Genomic DNA, 15606 nt, shown 5'->3' on the forward strand with positions numbered 1-15606 from the left:
GGATTAGCTGATGGACGTTCGGTTAATGCGGTTTTTGCCCTGCTGTTTGGCGCTGTAGAGGGCGTTATCAACGCTTCCGACAAATTGCTCCAGCGGTTCAAAATGCCACTCCCCAAGACCGCCGCTGAACGTAACCCGCAGGTTTTCTTCTCGCCAGACGCGTTTTTCAACTGCGGTACGCCAGGCTTCCAGCAATGAGAGCGCAGACGTCATCTGCTCAGCCTGGAAAATTACCGCAAACTCTTCTCCACCGTACCGGTAAAGCGAGACGTGATGTGGCTGCATGATCTGGATCCCTTCGCGGGCCACGTTGCGCAGAACAATATCACCGGTCAGGTGGCCCAGCGTGTCGTTAATCGACTTGAAGTTATCAATGTCTACCAGCGCCATCGCGAAAGGCTGCTGGGCATTCAGCAGCTCCGCGACATCGCTGTCGAACGCGCGGCGGTTTTTACAGCCCGTCAGCGCATCGTGAGTGGCCTGGCGAACATACGCCATTTCACGCTCTTTGTTGGACTGAATCGTGTGGCTCAGCATCGCTTCCAGGCGCGGCGCCTCGCTAACATCGCCAGTTTTGATGGCATTGATAATGTGCATCAGCACGGTACGCGAGGCATGGCGGAGGTATAAGCCGAAGAGGATGATGATGATGGCGGCCAGCGCAAACCCCCAGCCAACGATCGTCGTTTCGTGGCGGGTGATATCGGTGAGCGTCTCACCAGAGACTCGGTAGATGACAAACCAGTCCGGATTGGTAAATGAGTAGTAGTAATACCAGGCGTTGCTTTTCTTGTCGTAAAGGTGGCCTTCGCCGCTGGTCATTTTGTCCATCAGCGCTTCGCTCACGTACTGTTTGAACAGCGCGCCGGTATCCGGATGCAGCACAACGGCGCCGTCGCGTTCGACGACGAAGAATTCCCCCTGAACGGGCGCCACCATCTGGCGCAGGGTGAAGCCCATAGACGTCAAATCGAGATGGAAAGCGAGCGTTCCCTTCAGTCTCCCTTCAGGCGAAATCAAAGGTTTATAGAGTGTCACAGTCGGATGGCCAGTGAAGTAGTCCATATAGGGACGGGTATAGTGACTGAAGATACTGGCTTCCGCCTGAGCGACGAACCACGGGCGTGTCCGGGGATCGAAGGTTTTACTCGTCTCCGTGGGGAGCACTTCCGGCGCGCGAAGATAATGCCCCTGCGTGTCCGCCAGCGAGATGGAGGAGACGGTCGGCATCAGGTTCTGCAAATGCATCATCATCTGCAGCCCCTGCGTCGGGTTGACGTTGAGCGTCTCGTTGAGCCTGTCGTCGCGGGCAAAGTACATCGCGGAACGGCCCAGGATATAGTCGTTTTCACGCAGGATAGATTCGGTGTAGTTCACCGCCAGGTTGTGCGTGAAATTGCTGTTGATCTGATGATAATCCTCAAGAAAATCCTTTCGTTGCGAAAGCGTTACCGCGATCGCGATCACCGCAAAACTGCAGAGGATCCCCGCAAAGCTGAGCATGATTGGCCGGGTAAAAGAGAGCTTTTTGCTGTGAAGTGCCATGAGCTGTACATCGTTCCTGATGGTGAATACTTTTCGTCTGCCGATATCCTCTCAGCATAGTCGCTGTCCTGCGGTTAGCGGTGAATTATACGGCACACGATTTCTGGTGGGATGATTTATCTTAAGAACCATTAAGAAAATACTTATTCAACTTGTCAGGAGCCGTTTGTGCAATGAACCAGAGGCAGGGCGAAACGAGGAAGAAGCTTTTCGCCCTGGTCAGCATCCGTTGCTGACCGTGTGACAATAAAAAACCGGACGATCGCTGACAACCACCCGGTTTTGCCTTTTCGTAGCGCCTCGACAATTTTTTATGGCGTTGCAGTACGTTTCAGCGTCATTGCGAGACTCTTCCCAGCCAGCTGTCCCAGTCTTTCCAGACAGGCTGAAGACCTTGGGCCGTCAGGGCTGCGGCGACCGCTTCAGGACGTCGCCCGTCATGCGGCACAAACTGCTCCAGCTCCGGACGATCGTCGGCGTAGCCGCCAGGCTGCGTTTTGGAAAACGCGCTGACGTTGTTAATCGCAAGCGGTATAACGCGATCGCGAAACGCCGGGGATTCACGCGTTGAGAGCGATAATTCAACTTCCGGGGCGAGCAGGCGAAACGCACAGATGGTCTGCACCAGCTGGCGTTCATCCATCAGCGAAGCCGGTTCAATCCCGCCCGTGCAGGGTCTCAGGCGCGGGAAGGAGATGGAGTAACGGCTCTGCCAGTAGTGCTGCTGAAGCCACAGCAAATGTTCCGCCACCATGTAACAATCCACCCGCCAGCTGTCAGAGAGCCCGATCAGCGCACCCAGACCGATTTTGTCGATCCCCGCACGACCCAGCCTGTCCGGCGTTTCCAGCCGGAAAAAGAAATCCTGTTTCTTGCCCTTCAGGTGGTGCCGGGCGTACGTCGCCTCGTGGTAGGTTTCCTGATAGACCATGACCCCGTCCAGCCCGAGGGTTTTGAGCTCCGCGTACTCCTCCTGCGCGAGAGGCTGTACTTCCATCTGCAGCGATGCAAACTGACGGCGAATGGCGGGAAGGTGCTGACGGAAATAGTCCATTCCCACCTTTCCCTGATGTTCGCCCGTGACCAGCAGAAGATGTTCAAAACCCATTTCACGAATGGCCGCACACTCACGGGCAATCTCATCTTCATCGAGCGTTTTACGCTTGATGCGGTTGCTCATGGAAAAACCGCAGTAGGTGCAGTCATTGGCGCACAGGTTTGAGAGATAGAGCGGCACGTAGAAGCTCACCGTGTTGCCAAAACGCTGGCGGGTGAGCCGCTGTGCTCGCTGGGCCATCGGTTCGAGGTACGCGCTGGCCGCCGGGGAGAGCAGAGCCATCAGATCCTCGCGGGTCAGATGGCGGGCATTCAGCGCGCGCTCCACGTCAGCCGCCGTTTTGCTGTTGATGCGAAGGGCAATGTCGTCCCAGTTAAGCTGGTGCCAGCGCTCGGTAAACGTGCTCATGAGATCGCCTCCAGAAAACCGGTCAGCGGGCTGGTGGCCTGGGCCTGGAAACTGCGCGAGCCGGGACCGGACTCCCTTGCCAGCAGACCAGCCTCTACGGCCATGCGGAACGCACGCGCCATCATGACCGGATCGTCGGCAACCGCGATGGCCGTATTGACCAGTACCGCGTCGGCGCCCATCTCCAGCGCCTGCGCGGCATGGCTGGGCACGCCAATGCCCGCATCAACCACCACCGGTACGGTAGCCTGCTCAATAATGATTTCCAGCATCGCGCGGGTTTCCAGCCCCTGGTTGGAGCCAATGGGGGCGCCCAGCGGCATGACGCCGGCGCAGCCGACCTCTTCCAGCCGTTTGCACAGGACAGGGTCGGCGCCGCAGTAAGGCAGGACGGTAAACCCTTGCTGCACCAGCTTTTCAGCCGCTTTCAGCGTTTCGATGGGGTCGGGCAGCAGCCAGCGGGCGTCAGGATGAATTTCCAGCTTCAGCCAGCGGGTGCCGAGCGCCTCGCGGGCCAGCTGCGCGGCAAAAATCGCCTCTTCGGCTGTTTTGGCACCGGAGGTGTTGGGCAGCAGCGTGACGCCAGCCTCCAGTAAAGGCGCCAGAATGGCGTCGCTGTGATGACGCAGATCCACGCGCTTGAGCGCCAGCGTCACCAGCTGGCTGCCGCTTTCGCGAATGGCATCCACCATCAGCTGCGGCGAGGCGAATTTTCCGGTTCCGGTAAACAGATGTGAATCAAAGACTTTATCGGCAATACGTAACATCTCAGCCCCCTGCGATAACCTGAAACAGCAGGATCTGGTCGCCGTCATTGACCTGCTGATGTTCCCACTGCTCGCGCGGCAGGATCTGTTGATTGAGCGCCAGCGCCGTTCCCGGCTTGAGCTGGCGCAGCTTGTCGAGCAGTACCGCAACGGTGAGACCGTCGTCGCATCTCATCGGCTCATCGTTAAACAGAATGCGCATCGCGGCCTCCGCATACCGGGCAGCGGCTGGCGCGGTGTAATGCCAGATGGCGCCAGCCGCTGGAGCGGGCATCGAACAGCCGCAGCGTATTGCGTTCCGTCTCCATGCCGCTGAGCAGCTTGATGGCCTCCAGCGCCTGCATTGTGCCCATTACGCCGACCACAGGACCAAGAATGCCCGCCGTACGGCAGTTGCGCGCTGGCTCTGCATCATCCGGCCACAGGCAGCGATAGCAGCCCTGCGACCACGGCGGGGTCAGGACCATCATCTGCCCGCCAAAACCCACCGCGCTGGCCGTGATAAGCGGCGTATTATTTGCCACGCAGGCGGCGTTAATCGCCTGGCGCGTCGCCATGTTGTCCGTGCAGTCCAGCACCACGTCGGCCAGGGCAACCTCACGGCGCAGATTGTCACCGCTGAGCCGGTCCTGCAGGGCAATCAGCTCAATATCCGGGTTGAGCTGGTTCAGGCGCTGCCGGGTAATTTGCGCTTTCGGCTGGTTGATATCCTCGGTGGTAAAGAGGATTTGTCGCTGCAGGTTGCTGAGGTGAACCTCGTCGTCGTCGGCCAGCACCAGCGTACCGATACCTGCGCCTGCCAGATAAAGCGCGGCGGGCGCGCCTAACCCGCCCAGACCGACAATTAGCACCCGGCTGGCGAGCAGCTTTTGCTGCCCGTCGATGGCGATATCTTCCAGCAGGATCTGACGGCTGTAGCGCATAAAATCACGATCGTTCATCACCCGCTCCTGCCAGCTGTAACAGCTGTTCGGTGGCGAGACGCCAGTCTGCGGCCTGGGTGATGGCGCTGACGACGGCGATACTGCCGACGCCGGTCTCCAGCACCGCCGGGGCGCGTTCAAGACTGATTCCACCGATGGCGACGGTGGGGTAATCGGCAAGGCGTTTAACGTGACTCGCCAGCTGCGTCAGCCCCTGCGGTGCGGAGGGCATCTGCTTGGTTTGCGTCGGGAAGACGTGACCCAGCGCGATGTAAGAAGGACGGGCCGCCAGCGCCACGTCGATCTCCATGTCATCGTGTGTTGAAACGCCAAGACGCAGCCCGGCTTCGCGGATAGCGCTCAGATCCGTTGTTTCCAGATCCTCCTGACCCAGATGCACGCCGTACGCCTGGTGCTTAACGGCCAGCCGCCAGTAGTCGTTGATAAACAGACGGGCGTTATGCCGACGCCCCAGCGCGATGGCGGCAACCACATCGGCTTCTACCTCGTCGTCGCGTTTATCCTTGATGCGCAGCTGGATCGTTCGAACGCCTGTCTCCAGCAGGCGCTCTATCCACTCCACGCTGTCCAACACCGGATAGAGCCCTAAACGGTAGGGGACGGGCGGGAAATCGGGCTTATACATTACGCCTCCTCTTTTTTGAGGTAGATTTCGCCGCCTTTGGCGCGGAAGGTCTCAGACATGTCCGCCATACCCACTTCAATGGTCTGCGCGGCGGCGTAGTCGCGCACCTCCTGGCTGATTTTCATCGAGCAGAATTTTGGCCCGCACATAGAGCAGAAGTGCGCGACTTTGCCTGACTCCTGCGGCAGGGTCTCGTCGTGATAGGCGCGGGCGGTGAACGGGTCCAGCGCCAGGTTGAACTGGTCTTCCCAGCGGAATTCAAAGCGTGCCTTCGACATGGCGTTATCGCGGATTTGCGCGCCCGGGTGGCCTTTGGCCAGATCAGCCGCGTGGGCGGCAATTTTGTAGGTGATCAGCCCCTGCTTCACATCCTCTTTGTTTGGCAGGCCAAGGTGCTCTTTCGGCGTCACGTAGCAGAGCATGGCGCAGCCGAACCAGCCGATCATCGCCGCCCCAATGCCTGACGTGAAGTGGTCATAGCCCGGCGCAATATCGGTGGTCAACGGCCCCAGGGTGTAGAACGGCGCTTCGTGGCAGTGCTCCAGCTCCTCGGTCATGTTGCGGCGGATCATCTGCATCGGCACGTGGCCCGGGCCTTCAATCATCACCTGCACGTCATACTCCCAGGCGATTTTGGTCAGCTCGCCCAGCGTGTGCAGCTCGGCAAACTGCGCTTCGTCGTTCGCGTCGCGAATAGAGCCCGGACGCAGGCCATCGCCCAGCGACAGAGAGACATCGTACGCGGCGCAGATTTCGCAAATTTCGCGGAAGTGCTCGTAGAGGAAGTTTTCCTGATGATGTGACAGGCACCACTTCGCCATGATGGAACCGCCGCGCGAGACGATGCCGGTCAGACGCTTCGCGGTCATCGGCACGTAGCGCAGCAGCACGCCCGCGTGAATGGTGAAGTAGTCCACGCCCTGCTCGGCCTGCTCCAGCAGCGTGTCGCGGAACGCTTCCCAGGTGAGGTCTTCGGCAATGCCGTTGACCTTTTCCAGCGCCTGATAAATCGGGACGGTGCCAATTGGTACCGGGCTGTTACGCAGGATCCATTCGCGGGTTTCGTGAATATAGCGTCCAGTGGAGAGGTCCATTACCGTGTCCGCACCCCAGCGCGTGGACCAGACCAGCTTTTCCACCTCTTCTTCGATGGAGGAGGTGACGGCCGAGTTACCGATGTTCGCGTTGACCTTCACCAGGAAGTTGCGGCCGATAATCATCGGCTCGGATTCCGGGTGGTTGATGTTGGCAGGGATAATTGCGCGCCCGGCGGCCACTTCGTCACGCACAAACTCCGGCGTGATGTTTTCCGGCAGGCGAGCGCCAAAGCCTTCACCCGGATGCTGATAGCGCAGCACTTCGCTACGGATGCGCTCGCGACCCATGTTTTCGCGGATGGCGATGAACTCCATCTCCGGCGTGACGATGCCCCGGCGCGCGTAGTGCAACTGGGTCACGCATTTGCCCGCCTTAGCGCGTTTTGGCGTCAGCAGGCCGGTAAAGCGCAGCTCGTCCAGACCGTCGTCGGCCAGGCGCTCTTTAGTGTATGCAGAACTCAGGACGCTCAGCTCTTCGCAGTCGTTACGCGCGTCAATCCACGGCTGGCGCAGCTTTGCCAGACCCTGCTGGACGTTGATGGCAACATCAGGATCGCCGTACGGGCCGGAGGTGTCATACACCGGCACGGCTTCGTTGTCTTCGTACTGCGGGTTATCTTTGCTGCCGCCGATAAGCGTCGGGCTGAGCTGAATTTCGCGCATTGGGACGCGGATATCGGCCTGCGAGCCGGAAATGTAGATGCGTTTCGAGTTCGGGAAAGCGGTGCCTTCCAGCGTGTCGATGAAGTGTTGGGCCTGTGCGCGCTGTTCGCGGCGGGTCAGTTTTGCAGTAGACATAGCTCATTCCAAAAGTGAAGGACATGGCTTGTCAGACGACGGATGAAGCAAGAGAGGATCGCCCTCAGGCGATACAACAGCAGTGTGACTCTTGTTCCCTTCGCAGGTATTAGCCTGATCAGGTTCCGCGGATCCCGAATTAACGGTCTCAGCCCGCGCTTTCAGGCGCTGGGCACTCCGACAAGAAAAATCCCCCTCGTGAGAGGGGCGAATGGTTGTAAATTACTCGTTAACGATGAAGAACTCAAGCAGGGCGCGCGACGTTCTCTTCGTTACTGATGTTCAAATCATTATCCAGCACGAGGGCGATCAGCTTATCTTCCAGCGTGAATCGCTCTTCCAGCGCTTCGCCGAGGTCGGATAGCGCCTGCTGAAACTCAAGATAGTTATCGTGGTCGATAGCGTTCTCGAGCGCGGAATCATAGTAATCCATGATCTGCTGGGTGTTGGCTTCCAGAAGCGGATAGAGCTTGCTGGCCGCTAAATACGGCGTTGTCCCTTCCATTTCGCGGATAATGCGTTCATAAATATTGAAATGGCCGTCGGACAGATAATCGACCAGGCCCTGACAAAAATCATCCAGCGCTTTTTCATTCAGTCGCATAAACGATTCTTTGCCAGGCTTAATACCGACCAGATTGTAATAAGCCACGAGTAGATGCTTGCGTACATGTAGCCAGCGATCCACCAGTTTGTTATTTCCTCTAACGCGCTCAGTCAGGCTTTGCAGCTGGTTTAACATGGTCGACTCCGCAAAATGTAGGATTGAATCTGCTTATCCAGAATGTAACCACAATGCTAACAACATGTCAGTGAAGCGAAGGTAGTGCAATAGATATGGATCGTATTATTGAAAAATCAGATCTTGGTTGGTGGATCGTCAGTCACGAACAAAAATTATGGCTTCCTGCCGGGCAAATCCCCTACGGTGCAGCTGAGGCGTTCGATCTCGTTGGACAGCCAGCGCTACAGATCGGCGAGTGGCAGGGTGAGCCCGTGTGGTTGATCCAACAGCCCCGCCGCCAGGATATGGGATCGGTGCGCCAGGTGCTGGATCTGGACGTGGGGCTGTTCCAGCTGGCGGGGCGCGGCGTGCAGCTGGCCGAGTTTTACCGCTCGCATAAATACTGCGGCTACTGCGGTCATACCATGCGCCCGAGCAAAACCGAGTGGGCGATGCTCTGTAGCCACTGCCGCGAACGCTACTATCCGCAGATTGCGCCGTGCATTATCGTCGCTATCCGCCGGGAGGATTCCATCCTGCTGGCGCAGCATACCCGCCATCGCAACGGCATTCACACCGTGCTGGCCGGCTTCGTCGAGGTGGGCGAAACGCTGGAGCAGGCGGTGGCGCGCGAGGTGATGGAGGAGAGTGGGATCAAAGTGAAGAACCTGCGCTACGTCACCTCCCAGCCGTGGCCGTTCCCGCAGTCGCTGATGACGGCATTTATGGCCGAATACGACAGCGGCGAGATCGTTATCGACCAGAAAGAGCTTCTGGACGCGAACTGGTATCGCTACGACGATCTACCGCTGTTGCCTCCGCCGGGCACCGTGGCGCGTCGCCTGATAGAAGATACCGTGGCGATGTGTCGGGCCGAGTATGAGTAGTGTTACACTGAGGCCATGACGCTTAAGGAACTGCAAAAATGACCGAACTGAAGAACGATCGTTATCTGCGTGCGCTGCTGCGCCAGCCCGTTGATGTCACCCCGGTGTGGATGATGCGCCAGGCGGGACGCTATCTCCCGGAGTACAAAGCCACGCGCGCGCAGGCGGGCGATTTTATGTCGCTGTGCAAAAACGCCGAGCTGGCCTGTGAAGTGACGCTCCAGCCGCTGCGCCGCTTCCCGCTGGATGCCGCGATCCTCTTCTCGGATATTCTGACCATTCCGGATGCAATGGGCCTTGGCCTGTACTTCGAAACCGGCGAAGGCCCGCGTTTCACCTCCCCAATCAAAAGCAAAGCCGACGTGGATAAGCTGCCGATCCCCGATCCGGAAGGCGAGCTGGGCTACGTGATGAACGCCGTGCGCACCATTCGCCGCGAGCTGAAAGGTGAAGTGCCGCTGATTGGCTTCTCCGGCAGCCCGTGGACCCTGGCGACCTATATGGTGGAAGGGGGCAGCAGCAAAGCCTTTACCATGATTAAAAAGATGATGTACGCCGAGCCGCTGGCCCTGCATGCGCTGCTCGACAAGCTGGCGAAGAGCGTCACCCTCTATCTGAACGCGCAGATTAAGGCCGGTGCGCAGTCGGTGATGATTTTCGATACCTGGGGCGGCGTGCTGACAGGGCGCGATTATCAGCAGTTCTCCCTGTACTACATGCACAAAATCGTTGATGGCCTGCTGCGTGAAAACGAAGGCCACCGCGTGCCGGTGACGCTGTTCACCAAAGGTGGCGGTCAGTGGCTGGAAGCGATGGCGGCAACCGGCTGCGACGCGCTGGGCCTTGACTGGACCACCGATATCGCCGATGCGCGCCGTCGCGTGGGCGACAAAGTGGCGCTGCAGGGCAATATGGACCCGTCCATGCTCTATGCGCCGCCAGCCCGCATTGAAGAAGAAGTGTCGACTATACTGTCTGGTTTCGGCCAGGGGGAAGGCCACGTCTTTAACCTCGGCCACGGCATTCATCAGGATGTGCCGCCAGAACACGCAGGCGTATTTGTGGAGGCGGTGCATCGGCTTTCTGCCCAGTATCACCAGTAAGGAGTGATTATGGATCTCGCGTCGCTACGCGCTCAACAAATCGAACTGGCCTCATCGGTGATCCGCGAGGATCGTCTGGATAAAGATCCTCCGCAGTACATTGGCGGAGCAGACGTCGGATTCGAGCAGGGTGGGGAAGTGACGCGAGCGGCGATGGTGGTACTGAAATACCCTTCGCTTGAGCTGGTGGAGTACAAGGTTGCGCGTATCGCGACCACCATGCCGTACATTCCGGGCTTTCTCTCCTTCCGCGAATATCCCGCGCTGCTGGCAGCGTGGGAGCAACTCTCGCAAAAACCTGACCTGCTGTTTGTCGATGGACACGGTATCTCACACCCGCGCCGTTTAGGCGTTGCCAGCCATTTTGGTCTGCTGGTGGATGTGCCGACCATTGGCGTCGCCAAGAAACGCCTGTGCGGCGCGTTTGAACCTCTTTCTGCCGAACCGGGCGCGCTGGCGCCGCTTATCCATAAAGGCGAGCAGCTAGCGTGGGTCTGGCGCAGCAAGGCGCGCTGTAACCCGCTCTTTATCGCCACCGGGCACCGGGTGAGCATGGACAGCGCCCTGGCGTGGGTGCAGCGCTGCATGAAGGGCTACCGCTTGCCGGAGCCGACGCGCTGGGCAGACGCCGTGGCCTCTTCGCGTCCGGCTTTTGTTCGTTGGCAGGAAATTCAGCGATGATTCAGGTAAACTGCGCCTAATTTTCGATTCGAGAGATCATCATGCTACAAAACCCGATTCACCTGCGCCTTGAGAAACTTGAAAGCTGGCAGCACGTGACGTTTATGGCTTGCCTGTGCGAGCGCATGTATCCCAACTATGCCGCGTTCTGTAAGGAGACGGGCTTTGGTGATGGCCATATCTACCGCCGCATTCTGGATCTGATCTGGGAAACGCTGACGGTGAAAGACGCGAAGGTGAACTTCGACTCCCAGCTGGAGAAGCTGGAAGAGGCGATTCCGGCTGCGGATGATTTTGACCTGTACGGTGTCTACCCGGCGATTGACGCCTGCGTGGCGTTAAGCGAACTGCTCCACTCCCGTCTGAGCGGTGAAACGCTGGAGCACGCAATTGAAGTCAGTAAGGCATCTATTACGACCGTCGCGATGCTGGAAATGACCCAGGAAGGCCGCGAGATGACCGACGAAGAGCTGCGTGCAAACCCGGCGGTTGAGCAAGAATGGGACATTCAGTGGGAAATTTTCCGCCTGCTGGCAGAGTGTGAAGAACGCGATATTGAGCTGATAAAAGGGCTGCGCGCGGACTTACGAGAGGCTGGTGAGAGCAATATTGGTATAATTTTTAACCAATGAGACAATAAAACTTGAGATAACGCCCGTTTTGTCGCTCCTCGACTCTTCCCTTTCGCCCCTTGTCTGGTCTACATTTGGGGGGCGAAAAAAAGTGGCTATCGGTGCGTGTATGCAGGAGAGTGCTTTTTTGGCATTTTCGTCGCACTCGATGCTTAGCAAGCGATAAACACATTGAAAGGATAACTTATGAACAAGACTCAACTGATTGATGTAATTGCGGACAAGGCTGATCTGTCTAAAGTGCAGGCTAAAGCTGCTCTGGAATCTACCCTGGCTGCTATTACTGAGTCTCTGAAAGAAGGCGATGCTGTGCAACTGGTTGGTTTCGGTACCTTCAAAGTGAACCACCGCGCTGAGCGTACTGGCCGCAACCCGCAGACCGGTAAAGAAATCAAAATCGCCGCCGCTAACGTGCCGGCATTTGTTTCTGGTAAAGCACTGAAAGACGCTGTTAAGTAAGACGCGTGGCAGTGAACAGTTTTAGCGAAGGGGCGGTAACGCCCCTTTTGTCTTTCTGGCGTGGAACGCTCGCGCTGGCAGGCATGCTGCTGTTGTCAGCCTGCAGCCACGACACCTCTCTGCCGCCGTTTACCGCCAGCGGTTACGCGGACAACCAGGGTGCGGTCAGGATCTGGCGCAAAGATTCCGGCGGCGAAGTGCATCTGCTTTCTGCCTTCAGCCCGTGGCATAACGGCAATACGTCGACTGCGGAATATCGCTGGCAGGGAGATGACCTGTCGCTGATTGAACTGAACGTCTACAGCAAGACCCCCGAACACGTGAAAGTGCGTTTTGACGACCATGGCGAGCTGAGCTTTATGCAGCGCGAAGTCAGCGGTCAAAAACAGCAGCTTTCCAGCGATCAAATCGCCCTCTACCGTTATCGTGCCGAACAAATCCGCCAGACCAGCGATGCGCTTCGTCTGGGACGCGTTGTGCTGCGCCAGGGGCGCTGGCATGCCGATGGGACGGTGACAACCTGCGAAGGACAGACGGTCAAGCCTGAGCTCGAATCCTGGGCAACCGAACACATACAACGTCGTCAGCGTCATTCATCAATGGAGGTGAGTGTGGCGTGGCTGGAAGCGCCGGAAGGCTCTCAGCTGCTGCTGGTGGCGAACGAAGACTTCTGCACCTGGCAGCCGACGGAAAAAAGTTTTTGATTTAAATCCCCTCTCCCTTGAAGGAGAGGGTTAGGGTGAGCGGGAAATTACTCTCCCTGCTCACGCGCAATCGCGCGATAACCGATATCCTGACGGCTAAAGCTGCCGTTCCAGTGAATATCCGCCATCAGCGCGTAGGCGCGTTTCTGCGCTTCTGCCACAGTATGGCCCAGCGCGGTTGCACACAGCACGCGTCCGCCGTTGGTGAGGACGCGATCGTCGTCAGCCAGCTTCGTACCCGCATGGAACACCTTCGCACCTTCAATCTCTTCCAGCGGCAGGCCGTGGATTTCATCCCCGGTGTTGTAGTTGCCCGGATAACCACCTGCAGCAATCACCACGCCCAGAGACGCACGCTCGTCCCACTCTGAGGTTTTCTCGTCGAGCTTGCCTTCGCAGGCTGCCAGACACAGTTCCACCAGATCGGATTTCATGCGCAGCATGATGGGCTGCGTTTCCGGATCGCCAAAGCGGCAGTTGAATTCGATGACCTTAGGGTTACCCTGCTTGTCGATCATCAGACCCGCATAGAGGAAACCGGTGTAGGTGTTGCCTTCCGCCGCCATCCCTTTCACGGTTGGCCAAATGATGCGATCCATGGTGCGCTGGTGGACTTCGTCAGTCACTACCGGAGCAGGGGAGTAAGCGCCCATTCCGCCAGTATTCGGGCCGGTATCGCCATTACCCACACGCTTGTGATCCTGGCTAGTGGCCATCGGCAGAACGTGCTCGCCGTCGACCATCACGATAAAGCTCGCTTCTTCACCGTCGAGGAACTCTTCGATCACGATGCGGTGGCCCGCATCGCCAAAGGCGTTGCCCGCCAGCATATCCTGAACCGCGGCTTCTGCTTCCTCGAGGGTCATCGCGACGATAACGCCTTTACCAGCAGCCAGACCGTCGGCCTTGATGACAATCGGCGCGCCTTTTTCACGCAGGTAGGCCAGGGCTGGCTCCACTTCGGTGAAGTTCTGATATTCCGCCGTCGGGATGTTGTGACGCGCGAGGAAATCTTTGGTGAAGGCTTTGGAGCCTTCCAGCTGCGCGGCGCCTTCCGTTGGCCCGAAGATTGTCAGGCCCGCCGCGCGGAACGCATCCACCACGCCAATCACCAGCGGCGCTTCCGGGCCGACGATGGTCAGATCGATTTTCTCGCTCTGGGCAAAGCTCAGCAGCGCCGGGATATCGGTTACGCCAATAGCCACGTTTTGCAGCGCGGGTTCCAGCGCGGTTCCGGCGTTACCCGGTGCTACGAAGACTGTTTTCACCAGCGGAGACTGCGCCGCTTTCCACGCCAGAGCGTGCTCGCGTCCGCCGTTACCAATAACTAATACTTTCATTTTCTGCTCCGGGAATTAATGGCGGAAGTGGCGCATGTCGGTGAAGATCATTGCAATTCCATGTTCGTCGGCAGCGGCAATCACTTCGTCGTCGCGAATTGAGCCGCCAGGCTGGATCACACAGGTGATGCCCACTGCAGCCGCCGCGTCGATACCGTCACGGAACGGGAAGAAGGCGTCAGAAGCCATGGCGGAGCCTTTTACTTCCAGACCTTCATCACCTGCTTTAATGCCCGCGATTTTCGCGGAGTAAACGCGGCTCATCTGGCCTGCGCCTATCCCGATAGTCATGTTTTCTTTGGCGTAGACGATGGCGTTGGATTTGACGAACTTCGCGACCTTCCAGCAGAACAGCGCGTCACGCAGTTCCTGTTCGGTCGGTTGACGTTTGGTTACCACGCGCAGGTCGGCTTCTGTCACCATACCCAGATCGCGGTCCTGAACCAGCAGGCCGCCGTTCACACGCTTGAAGTCCAGGCCCGGCACGCGTTCTGCCCACTGGCCGCAAACCAGCACGCGTACGTTCTGTTTCGCCGCGGTGATTTTCAGCGCCTCTTCGGATGCCGATGGCGCGATGATCACTTCAACGAACTGGCGGGAGATGATGGCCTGCGCGGTTTCAGCATCCAGCTCTCGGTTGAAGGCGATAATGCCGCCGAACGCGGAGGTCGGGTCGGTTTTGTAGGCGCGATCGTAGGCGTCCAGAATAGAGGTGCTTACCGCAACACCGCATGGGTTCGCATGCTTGACGATAACGCAGGCCGGCTCGCTGAACTCTTTCACGCATTCCAGCGCGGCGTCGGTGTCAGCAATGTTGTTATAGGAGAGCGCTTTGCCCTGAACCTGCTGAGCGGTCGCAACAGAGGCTTCTTTTACCTCTTCTTCTATATAGAAGGCTGCCTGCTGGTGGCTGTTCTCGCCGTAACGCATATCCTGCTTCTTAATGAAGTTCAGGTTCAGGGTGCGCGGGAAACGGCCAGAAGGATCTTTGCTTTCACTGTGGTAAGCAGGCACCAGGCTACCGAAGTAGTTGGCGATCATGCTGTCGTACGCCGCGGTGTGCTCGAAGGCTTTGATGGCGAGGTCGAAACGCGTTTCCAGAGTCAGTGACCCTTCGTTGGCATCCATCTCATTAATAATGGTTTCGTAATCGCTGCTCTTTACGACGATGGCCACATCTTTATGGTTCTTGGCCGCGGAGCGCACCATGGTTGGGCCGCCGATATCAATATTCTCTACGGCATCTTCCAGAGAACAGTTTTCGCGGGCTACGGTCTGGGCAAACGGGTAGAGGTTAACGACAACCATGTCGATTGGCGCGATGTCATGCTGTTCCATAATGGCGTCGTCCTGACCGCGACGGCCAAGAATACCGCCGTGCACTTTCGGATGCAGGGTTTTGACGCGTCCATCCATCATTTCCGGGAAACCGGTGTAATCGGACACTTCGGTTACCGGCAGACCTTTATCTGCTAACAGGCGAGCGGTACCGCCTGTAGAAAGCAGCTCCACACCGCGTGCGGAAAGTGCCTGAGCGAATTCGACGATACCGGCTTTATCAGAAACACTGAGCAGAGCGCGGCGGACTGGACGACGTTGTTGCATGGTAAATCCCCTGGATTTCACGATTACAGAGAGCGTTAGATGAATTTTCCTGCGAAAAACTCATCTAACACACCTGACGGGGCATCCTTATTAAGCGCGAGCATTTTAACGAAAACGTTTGCGCAACGCTCGCACATTTTCACTTTTTCGTATCATTGTGGATAAGTCTGTGTGTAAAAAGGTATAAGGCGGGGTTTTGCTGTGGAATGCAGCAGTCAGTCATTTTTCTG

Annotated in this window: 16 protein-coding genes and 1 riboswitch; of the genes, 6 read left to right on the top strand and 10 right to left on the bottom strand. The window is 57.8% G+C overall.

From position 1 onward, the window contains the following. Positions 1 to 3: 3 nt before the first annotated feature. The 8 genes from ADJ24_RS03655 to ADJ24_RS03690 form a co-directional block, all read right to left on the bottom strand. Complete coding sequence (locus ADJ24_RS03655; protein WP_023309969.1) at positions 4 to 1545, bottom strand: sensor domain-containing diguanylate cyclase; 1542 nt, start codon at positions 1543 to 1545, stop codon at positions 4 to 6. A 337-nt stretch (positions 1546 to 1882) separates the two neighbouring features. After that, positions 1883 to 3010 (bottom strand): 2-iminoacetate synthase ThiH, encoded by a 1128-nt coding sequence (thiH, locus tag ADJ24_RS03660; RefSeq protein WP_023309970.1) that lies wholly within the window; start codon positions 3008 to 3010, stop codon positions 1883 to 1885. Further along, positions 3007 to 3777, bottom strand: coding sequence for a thiazole synthase (gene thiG, locus ADJ24_RS03665; RefSeq protein ID WP_023309971.1), 771 nt, complete (start codon positions 3775 to 3777; stop codon positions 3007 to 3009). The genes thiH and thiG overlap by 4 nt, the downstream gene beginning before the upstream one ends. Position 3778: 1 nt before the next feature. Beyond that, entirely contained in the window at positions 3779 to 3979 is a 201-nt protein-coding gene (gene thiS, locus ADJ24_RS03670) for a sulfur carrier protein ThiS (RefSeq protein ID WP_023309972.1), read from the bottom strand. Further along, entirely contained in the window at positions 3963 to 4718 is a 756-nt protein-coding gene (locus tag ADJ24_RS03675; RefSeq protein WP_023309973.1) for a HesA/MoeB/ThiF family protein, read from the bottom strand. The genes thiS and ADJ24_RS03675 overlap by 17 nt, the downstream gene beginning before the upstream one ends. Beyond that, a complete protein-coding gene (gene thiE, locus ADJ24_RS03680; RefSeq protein ID WP_023309974.1) occupies positions 4705 to 5346 on the bottom strand; it encodes a thiamine phosphate synthase in 642 nt (213 codons plus the stop codon). Before thiE ends, ADJ24_RS03675 begins: the two co-directional genes overlap by 14 nt. After that, the gene (thiC, locus tag ADJ24_RS03685; RefSeq protein WP_023309975.1) at positions 5346 to 7241 is read right to left on the bottom strand and encodes a phosphomethylpyrimidine synthase ThiC; all 1896 of its coding nucleotides are present in this window, start codon (positions 7239 to 7241) and stop codon (positions 5346 to 5348) included. Before thiC ends, thiE begins: the two co-directional genes overlap by 1 nt. A gap of 78 nt (positions 7242 to 7319) precedes the next feature. Continuing rightward, positions 7320 to 7431: riboswitch (TPP riboswitch) on the bottom strand. Positions 7432 to 7485: 54 nt separating this feature from the next. After that, positions 7486 to 7983, bottom strand: a complete 498-nt coding sequence (locus ADJ24_RS03690) for an Rsd/AlgQ family anti-sigma factor (protein ID WP_023309976.1) — start codon at positions 7981 to 7983, stop codon at positions 7486 to 7488. A 95-nt stretch (positions 7984 to 8078) separates the two neighbouring features. Between ADJ24_RS03690 and nudC the strand changes: the two genes are divergently transcribed. From nudC to ADJ24_RS03720, 6 genes are all read left to right on the top strand, one after another. Continuing rightward, positions 8079 to 8852, top strand: a complete 774-nt coding sequence (gene nudC / locus ADJ24_RS03695; protein ID WP_023309977.1) for an NAD(+) diphosphatase — start codon at positions 8079 to 8081, stop codon at positions 8850 to 8852. 38 nt (positions 8853 to 8890) lie between these two features. Further along, positions 8891 to 9955 carry a uroporphyrinogen decarboxylase gene (hemE, locus tag ADJ24_RS03700; protein WP_023309978.1) on the top strand — a complete coding sequence of 355 codons (1065 nt, stop codon included), beginning with the start codon at positions 8891 to 8893 and terminating at the stop codon, positions 9953 to 9955. Positions 9956 to 9964: 9 nt separating this feature from the next. Beyond that, a complete protein-coding gene (gene nfi / locus ADJ24_RS03705; protein WP_023309979.1) occupies positions 9965 to 10636 on the top strand; it encodes a deoxyribonuclease V in 672 nt (223 codons plus the stop codon). 41 nt (positions 10637 to 10677) lie between these two features. Next, positions 10678 to 11268, top strand: a complete 591-nt coding sequence (locus tag ADJ24_RS03710) for a YjaG family protein (protein ID WP_023309980.1) — start codon at positions 10678 to 10680, stop codon at positions 11266 to 11268. Positions 11269 to 11454: 186 nt separating this feature from the next. Continuing rightward, entirely contained in the window at positions 11455 to 11727 is a 273-nt protein-coding gene (gene hupA / locus ADJ24_RS03715) for a nucleoid-associated protein HU-alpha (protein ID WP_002445246.1), read from the top strand. An 11-nt stretch (positions 11728 to 11738) separates the two neighbouring features. Beyond that, positions 11739 to 12431 (top strand): DUF1481 domain-containing protein, encoded by a 693-nt coding sequence (locus tag ADJ24_RS03720; RefSeq protein WP_023309981.1) that lies wholly within the window; start codon positions 11739 to 11741, stop codon positions 12429 to 12431. 47 nt (positions 12432 to 12478) lie between these two features. On the opposite strand, the gene purD is transcribed toward ADJ24_RS03720, so the two are convergent. Both purD and purH read right to left on the bottom strand, forming a co-directional pair. Continuing rightward, positions 12479 to 13771 (bottom strand): phosphoribosylamine--glycine ligase, encoded by a 1293-nt coding sequence (gene purD, locus ADJ24_RS03725; protein ID WP_023309982.1) that lies wholly within the window; start codon positions 13769 to 13771, stop codon positions 12479 to 12481. A gap of 15 nt (positions 13772 to 13786) precedes the next feature. Further along, positions 13787 to 15376, bottom strand: a complete 1590-nt coding sequence (gene purH / locus ADJ24_RS03730; RefSeq protein WP_023309983.1) for a bifunctional phosphoribosylaminoimidazolecarboxamide formyltransferase/IMP cyclohydrolase — start codon at positions 15374 to 15376, stop codon at positions 13787 to 13789. Positions 15377 to 15606 lie beyond the last annotated feature (230 nt).

It is taken from the genome of Enterobacter sp. 940_PEND, from assembly GCF_001059415.1.
GTDB classification, from domain to species: domain Bacteria; phylum Pseudomonadota; class Gammaproteobacteria; order Enterobacterales; family Enterobacteriaceae; genus Enterobacter; species Enterobacter cloacae_M.

Bases quoted from the DNA above. Each gene is read 5' to 3' on its own strand.
- ADJ24_RS03655 (WP_023309969.1), bottom strand. From the start codon at position 1,545: ATGGCACTTCACAGCAAAAAGCTCTCTTTTACCCGGCCAATCATGCTC.
- thiH (WP_023309970.1), bottom strand. From the start codon at position 3,010: ATGAGCACGTTTACCGAGCGCTGGCACCAGCTTAACTGGGACGACATT.
- thiG (WP_023309971.1), bottom strand. From the start codon at position 3,777: ATGTTACGTATTGCCGATAAAGTCTTTGATTCACATCTGTTTACCGGA.
- thiS (WP_023309972.1), bottom strand. From the start codon at position 3,979: ATGCGCATTCTGTTTAACGATGAGCCGATGAGATGCGACGACGGTCTC.
- ADJ24_RS03675 (WP_023309973.1), bottom strand. From the start codon at position 4,718: ATGAACGATCGTGATTTTATGCGCTACAGCCGTCAGATCCTGCTGGAA.
- thiE (WP_023309974.1), bottom strand. From the start codon at position 5,346: ATGTATAAGCCCGATTTCCCGCCCGTCCCCTACCGTTTAGGGCTCTAT.
- thiC (WP_023309975.1), bottom strand. From the start codon at position 7,241: ATGTCTACTGCAAAACTGACCCGCCGCGAACAGCGCGCACAGGCCCAA.
- ADJ24_RS03690 (WP_023309976.1), bottom strand. From the start codon at position 7,983: ATGTTAAACCAGCTGCAAAGCCTGACTGAGCGCGTTAGAGGAAATAAC.
- nudC (WP_023309977.1), top strand. From the start codon at position 8,079: ATGGATCGTATTATTGAAAAATCAGATCTTGGTTGGTGGATCGTCAGT.
- hemE (WP_023309978.1), top strand. From the start codon at position 8,891: ATGACCGAACTGAAGAACGATCGTTATCTGCGTGCGCTGCTGCGCCAG.
- nfi (WP_023309979.1), top strand. From the start codon at position 9,965: ATGGATCTCGCGTCGCTACGCGCTCAACAAATCGAACTGGCCTCATCG.
- ADJ24_RS03710 (WP_023309980.1), top strand. From the start codon at position 10,678: ATGCTACAAAACCCGATTCACCTGCGCCTTGAGAAACTTGAAAGCTGG.
- hupA (WP_002445246.1), top strand. From the start codon at position 11,455: ATGAACAAGACTCAACTGATTGATGTAATTGCGGACAAGGCTGATCTG.
- purD (WP_023309982.1), bottom strand. From the start codon at position 13,771: ATGAAAGTATTAGTTATTGGTAACGGCGGACGCGAGCACGCTCTGGCG.
- purH (WP_023309983.1), bottom strand. From the start codon at position 15,376: ATGCAACAACGTCGTCCAGTCCGCCGCGCTCTGCTCAGTGTTTCTGAT.